3 protein-coding genes are annotated in these 5,676 nt (G+C 32.8%); 2 read left to right on the top strand and 1 reads right to left on the bottom strand.

What is annotated here, in order from left to right:
* Positions 1-757: 757 nt before the first annotated feature.
* Positions 758-1,456, bottom strand: a complete 699-nt coding sequence (locus tag CHB66_RS16590; RefSeq protein WP_089242532.1) for a LytR/AlgR family response regulator transcription factor — start codon at positions 1,454-1,456, stop codon at positions 758-760.
* Positions 1,457-1,573: 117 nt separating this feature from the next.
* Between CHB66_RS16590 and CHB66_RS16595 the strand changes: the two genes are divergently transcribed.
* Positions 1,574-4,531, top strand: coding sequence for an ATP-binding protein (locus CHB66_RS16595; RefSeq protein WP_245812785.1), 2,958 nt, complete (start codon positions 1,574-1,576; stop codon positions 4,529-4,531).
* Entirely contained in the window at positions 4,521-5,567 is a 1,047-nt protein-coding gene (locus CHB66_RS16600) for an ATP-binding response regulator (RefSeq protein ID WP_089242534.1), read from the top strand. The genes CHB66_RS16595 and CHB66_RS16600 overlap by 11 nt, the downstream gene beginning before the upstream one ends.
* Positions 5,568-5,676: the final 109 nt, after the last annotated feature.

The following is a 5,676-nucleotide window of genomic DNA, read 5'->3' on the forward strand; positions in this document are numbered from 1 at the left end:
AGATTGATTAAAGAGGTTATTGAAGTGAATTAGGCATTATTAAAGTGACGATAAACTAAACTGATTCTTTTCCCTTTTAAACACAAAGATAGTTTTGACTGCCCTGTAGTAAAGGCTAAAATGAACTTCGCTTCGCTACGGCCTTGACAACAGAACTGTCAAAACTGGGACTGCATTTAAGAGAAAAAAGTATCAGAATGGAATAGTTATGTGAAATTTTAGCTCATTAGCTTGTTTTTCAACATAGGAGATCTCTAAGAATAATTTTGTGTGCTTTGTGGGATTTTGTGAGTTTCGTGTCGCTTATTTTGGAACGATCCCAGCCAGGAAGAAGTTATTCCCTAATATTTACAAATCATTTACGCTTAAAGTCTTTAACTTTTAACGCTTAACGGCTTTGCTTAAGAAGTCCTTTAGCCTTTCCCCTTTAACCTTTTTCCTCTATGATAAGAACAAAGGATTAAAATTAGTGGCCTTCATATTTTTTGAGGAAAGTATTGATTTGTTGATTGACTATTAAGCCTATTGTGAGCAGGCTAAAGAAATAAAGATTATCTGTAATGAAAGTGTAAATAATTTCTAAGGCTTCCATCTGATGTAGAATAATGAATAATTTGCTTACTATGTGAATTGAAATAGATATTTTGATGATTATAACTATTTGAATATCAGTAAATCTACATCTGATCCGTTAGTTTATATTTTAAAGGTAAATAAAGGTTAAATTTTTGTAAATGATCTCACAATTTTTGTTTTCTTAGTTTAGATAGTTTGATAGCTCTTTGTAAAAGCCTCTTCTAATTGGGATATTTATTTGATTGACATTCAGTTCCTTTGAGTTATATGAATCGATATGATTGATATTGACCAAATAAGATTTGTGTGGTCTTAAAAAAATATGATCTGGCAGCTGGGCTTGTAAGTCTTTTAAAATATCTCTGACAGTGTAAGATTTAGCGTGAGTGAAAACTTTAGTATACAAACCATCTGCTTTAAGATAAATAATGTCGCTTATTGGGACAGGTACTACATATCCTTTATCTCGTATTTTCAGGCTCAATTTTTCTAAGTCTTTTTGTGGTACAGCGTAAGGTTTTGATTTCAATCCAAGGAAAATAGCAGATTTCAAACTATCCGCTTTGAATGGTTTAAGTAAGTATCCATCATACAAAACGTTGGATATTCTATCAAGATAGGTTTGATCAGAATAGGCGGTCAAAAATACTATAGGAATATTATAAATATCCTTAAGCTTATAGCATAAGTCAATTCCATCTACATCTCCCTTGATCTGTATATCCATTAAAATTAAATCAACCTTGGAGGTTTCGAGGTATGACAGGACACTTTGAGCATCAGCGTGAATACCAGCCACTTTATAACCAAAATTCTCCACAATTTCTTTGATATTAAGAGCGAGGTCTAGTTCATCTTCAACGATTAAAATTTTCTCCATTTTTCTTAATTAGGCTTTTAATTTCGGCTAAAAATCATTTAAATAAAACAAAGTACTTAAAAAAGTAAATAAAATGTCAAAATTTCTAGTGCTTTAAATGTTAATTTTGAAATGCATATGATCACTAATAGCGAAGCCATTCTCAAAGCAATAGGAGAGTCCTATTTTATCTTACAAAGTACAGAGAAGATCAAGGTAGCCATACCTCAAATTCTATCCTTACTTGGAAATGCGACCCAGGTGGATAGGGTTTATGTTTTTCAAAACTATTTGGGAGAAGGTGATGAGCTGCATTTTTCTCAAACCTTTGAATGGGTTGCTAAAGGCGTTACACCTCAAATAGACTTTGAAGAATTACAGAATATTCCATGGTCTGTTTTTCCATTGGTAGCTGAGAAGTTGAGTAAAAATATGGTTATTAATGAAGTTCTCAATGAAGAATCAAATGGTAAAGATTTTTATGACACCATGGCTGCTCAAGGAATTCTTTCATTTTTGTTTATACCCATCATGGTGGATCAAAATTTTTGGGGATTTATAGGGTTTGATAATTGCACATCTAAAGAAATATACTCACAGGAACAAGCAGCGGCTTTACATGCATTTGCATCTACACTTGGTTATACTATTCTTGCTAAAAAGCAGAAAAAGCGATTGATCAAAATTAAAGAGAATTATTCATTTCTTGTGAATAATGTTAATGAAGTTATTTTTAGATTAGACCAAGATTGTAAGTGGTCTTTTGTAAATAAAAGATGGGAAAAAATCACAAAAAAGTCTCCCAGAGAAACCTTGTGGACTTTTTTTAAGGATGCCTTTCATACCAAATATAGGGAAGAAATATCTGCCTTAATGGAAAAGTTGTCGGTAGGTACTATCAAACAGTTGACATTTGAAGCAGAACTTCTGATCACGAATAAGAGATCAAAATGGGTTAAAGTGCAAGTGTCTAAACAGCATGATTTGAAAAATACAGCTGCTGGATATGCAGGGTCAATTGTAGATATCAATAAAGAGAAAGAAACACAGGCAAAGCTTGAAGAAAGTATAGATAGAACTAACGCTGTAATCAATTCTGTAAAAGACACTTTGTATACTTTCTCTAGAGATTTAAAAGAGGTATATTTTGTTTCGGATAACATTAGTCTGTTAGGGATTGATAGAGAAAGGTATATCAACGAAGAAGGGTATTGGTATGAAATAATCCACCCGGAAGACCAGTATATTGTAGATCATGAATTAGAGAGATTGCATGAAGTTGGAGTTTTTGATGCAGTATATAGAATTAAAAATGAAAATGGGAAAGAGGTTTGGTTACAAGATAAAGCATGGGCAGCCAAAGATCAAAAAGATAACATTTTAAAAGTTCATGGGAGGTATACAGACGTTACTGAATTAAAACAAAAGGAACTTAAGTTAAATGAAGAGTCCTTGAAAAGATTAAATGATCTACTTCAAGCTGTGAATGATACCCAGTTGAGTTTCAATATTGATAAAGATTTTCAAAAACCATTAGATGTTTTATTAACTAAAATCCTAGAAATTACCGGAAGTCAGTTCGGATTTATAGGTGAGGTTTTTTATGACGACTTAAAAGCACCTTATTTGAAAACTCATGCTATTACTAACATAGCATGGTCAAAAGAAAGTGAGCAGTTTTTTCAAGAGAATTATAAGACTGGTTTAATATTTAGGAATCTTGACACCCTTTTTGGCCGGTCTTTAAGCACGGGAGAACTAGTTATTGCTAATGATGTAAAGAGCGATCCAAGGGCTACAGGAACCCCTATGGGGCATCCACCAATTAAAAAGTATATGGGGGTACCAGTATATAAAGGAACCGAGTTTTTGGGATTGATGGGATTTGCCAATAAAGAAACGGACTATGTTGAATCAGATTTAGAAATATTGCAGCCCTTAATATCTGGTTATGCCAATCTAATAAAATCTATAAGATCATATGAGCAAAAGCAATTAGTAGAACAACAAAAAGCACAAGCTGATCAAATGTACAGGCTACTTTCTGATAATACTAGTGATATCATAGCATTACACTCTCTGGATTTGAGATTTGAATATATCTCACCTTCTATTTATAAGGTTTTGGGATATAAGCCAGAGGATTGCTTAGGGCGAACTCCTTCGGAGTTATTTGGTGTAACTAAAATTGAAAATGAATCAATTGATCTCTTGAATGAATTTTCAACTGTAATGACGCATCGTCATAAATTGACAAATAAGCCCATCGCACTCGAAACGCTTATAACTCCCTTGAGGAATAGTAATGGTGAAATTTATTCTTACATGGCTGCTTCGAGGGATGTGACGGAGAGGGAAGCCGTATTGGAAGAATTGAAAGATTCCTTGACCAGAGAGCAAGAGCTGAATCAGCTTAAATCAAGGTTTATATCAATGACTTCGCATGAATTTAGAACTCCGCTTGCGACGATTATGAGTAGCACTGAAATTTTGGAAATTTTGCTAGCTGATATTGATGATCAGACCCTTAAGAAGAAAACAGTTACACACCTTGAGAGAATCAACAACCAAATTCAAAGATTAACAGGTGTGATAGCAGATCTTTTGATACTAGAAAAAAATGCGCAGGATAAAATTATTATTAGCAAAGAGCAGGTTTCGATTAACCAATTTTTGAGAAATATTGTTGATAAAAATTTCCCTGAATACAGTAAAAATATAAGGTTGATATTACCTAAGGAAGATCATATCATCAATCTTGACCCTTCTCTTTTATCACATGTAATTAGCAATTTGATAGACAATGCCGTTAAGTATTCCAAGAAATCTTCCCAGAATCCCGAAATTATATTAGAGCTTGCCGATGGGTTTTATAAAATAAAAGTAAAAGACTATGGTTTAGGAATACCTTATGAAGATCAAAAGTATATATTTGGTTCTTTTTTTAGAGCCAAGAATGTCAGTACTATAAAAGGAACAGGTTTGGGACTGAATATCGTTAAAGAATTTATAGAAAAGTTAGGAGGCGAAATTCATTTTATAAGTATTGAAAATCAAGGAACAGAGTTTACAATTACACTCCCGTATGAGCATTAAGCTATTATTAGTAGAAGATGAAATTGATCTTCAGCAGAACATCAAGGATATTCTTGAAATTTATGATTTCGATGTAACTACAGCAGATAATGGTGCTATTGCATTGGATTTATTGAAGAAGCATGATTTCGATTTGGTGATTTCGGATATCATGATGCCTGAAATGGATGGATTTGAATTACTTACTGAAGTTAGAAATTCCAAAAATTTAATTAATCTCCCATTTATTTTCTTAACCGCTAAAGTTGAAAAAGATGACCTTAGGAAAGGAATGGAGTCTGGAGCGGAAGATTACCTGACTAAACCTGTGCATGCCAAAGATTTAGTAAATGCTGTAAATACGGCCATTGAAAAACAAAAGAAAAGGGAAGCATGGCTCAATCAAAAAATTACCGATGTATTACAAGAAGAAAGAAATGTCAAATATCATGAATTAAGGACCCCATTATTTGGATTGATGTCTATTCTTGAGTTATTGACAGGTTCTCTTGAAAGTATCGATCAAGACCAATTAAAAGAGTTATTGGAAACAGCATACACCGCGTCTAAAAGGTTGAATACAAGTTTACTTAATTTAGCTAAATATAATGCTGTAAATTCTTACGAGCCTAACTTTGAAATGACTCCTTCGATTAGAAATGTCCTTGAGTGTAATTTTAGTTCAACAAGCAATCGATTTGAATTCATTGAAGAGCGGGATTTTCAAACTTATTTTGATATTGAAGCTTTGGATTTTATTATCAAAGAGTTGATTACCAATGCTACTAAGTTTGCTATAGAAGATCCAATATATATAACCTTAAAACCCCAAAGCTTAATAATTGCAAATCAACAAAAAATTATTTCCAAGAACCAAGATTTTAAAATAGAAGCATTTATTCAGGTTGATAGAAAATATCACGAGCAGCAAGGTCTTGGCCTAGGGTTGTACTTGTGTCAAATTTATGCTGAACGAAATAATGCAAGCTTAAAAGCAAGAATTAGCGATGATTTAATGTTTATTGTAGAATTAAATTTCCCAGATTGTAATAATTGAATTTAATGAATAGTGTATCCGCCCGACCAACCCCATCTTGAATTGTAGGGATATTTTATTTAAGTCGGTATTCTTCCCAGTTTGAAGGTAGTAGTTGATAGAGGTCTTT

The sequence above is a fragment of the Belliella buryatensis genome, assembly GCF_900188245.1.
GTDB lineage: Bacteria > Bacteroidota > Bacteroidia > Cytophagales > Cyclobacteriaceae > Belliella > Belliella buryatensis.